Source organism: Dickeya oryzae (assembly GCF_009372235.1).
In the GTDB taxonomy this organism is placed as follows: Bacteria; Pseudomonadota; Gammaproteobacteria; order Enterobacterales; family Enterobacteriaceae; genus Dickeya; species Dickeya oryzae.
The window spans coordinates 1-1,420 of the sequence record NZ_SULL01000032.1 but is presented as its reverse complement, the minus strand read 5'-3'; the positions used below and the strand labels follow the sequence as shown (position 1 = coordinate 1,420).

The window sequence follows — 1,420 nt, the reverse complement described above, 5'->3', positions numbered from 1 at the left end:
GGCTAATGCCAGTCACTTAAGGTGACTGGCATTGTTTTTAAAAGGGTATTTGGGCTTTTTTTGCCTCACTTCTCTTTCATACTCCCGCTCCCGTCTCGGCGGCAGTTTCAGCAGCGCGGCATTGCTGTAGAAGTGCTTCAGGTGTCCCGGCACTGCCCCCGGTGAGGACCATGGCAGCCCGATTAACAGCCGCATGATTTCTGCCACCGAACCACTGAAGCTCAGCTGATACGGCAGATAATCTCCTTTCAGGCTGAACGCCATTTTCACCATCTGATACCGCACCAGGTTGTATGTCAGCAGTATCCCCCACAGCTCTTGTCTCACCATCTCCGGCAATTTACTTCTCAGCGTCCAGCGGTTGCCGCACAGGAACTGCTTCGCCTCACGATACCCCAGTTCGATTTCCCACCGGTGTTTGTAGAGTTCTGCTATGTCTGCCGCCGGGTAACGCATCGCGTCCGTCATCGATGTGACAACCTGACGTTCCACACCGTTAACCTTCCTCCTGATTAACCGGACAGTGAGCTCATCCGGCAGACCTTCCCACTGTTTTCTTGCCTGTGGCGAGGTCTTCAGCGTTATCAGTTCATCCTGCCTGCCCAGTCTGCGTATCACCTCATACTGCGTGCCCTTTTTTAGCGGCAACAACCAGTGGCGGTTCTCACCTGCCCTGTGCCAGTCATGCAGCAGGCCTGTTGACCAGAAGCCCCTGTCGAACAACGTCACGCTATTATCCGGTGCCTGCTTTGCCAGTCCTGCCGCCAGCCGCATCTCATTAACGTCATACCGGCCCATCACGCTGGCGCGCAGCAGGTGACTGCTCAGTTCCATCAGACACACCATGCGGACCTGCGGGAAGCCTTTTTCACCGTACTGATTTTCTGCTTTCGCGAAGGCAGCGGCATTTTCCGGTGTGTCGGGCGTTCGCCAGACCACGCCATCAACGGCGTTCAGCGTCAGCCCGTTCCAGAGCGGATGCCGGGATTCTTCATTCCAGTGCTGTTGTGTCAGTTCGAACAGAACTCTGATGGCATCCTCACCCAGCGTTTTGCGGCGGGCAATGACGGAGCTGGGTGCGGTAAAAGGTCTGCCAGTCCGGTCAGCGATATCCATCAGATTGACGATATGGGACACAGGCTTGTTGTTGAAAATCGCCATACCTATAACCAGCCAGACCATGGATTCGAGGGGAAGCTTACGCTTACGTAGCGTCACGGTATCCGTGAGGGTAAAGGCCTGCTGAATAAGGTCGGGGGAAAGGAGGTCGGCAAGACTCTGAACTTCATCGGGAGCGGTAAGATTGATAATGCCGAGGGCCTGTGAAAGTTCCATTAAAAAGGGTCCATGTGAAGACATGAACCCTTTTTACATCAGCCACCGGATCGGTCAACCGATCCTTAAACGATCGGCATTAGCC

At 54.6% G+C, this 1,420-nt stretch carries 1 protein-coding gene; it reads right to left on the bottom strand.

Translation table 11 applies throughout. From position 1 onward, the window contains the following. Positions 1-12: 12 nt before the first annotated feature. Positions 13-1,335 (bottom strand): IS4 family transposase, encoded by a 1,323-nt coding sequence (locus tag FAZ14_RS20170; RefSeq protein WP_153509099.1) that lies wholly within the window; start codon positions 1,333-1,335, stop codon positions 13-15. Between the last annotated feature and the right edge of the window lie 85 nt (positions 1,336-1,420).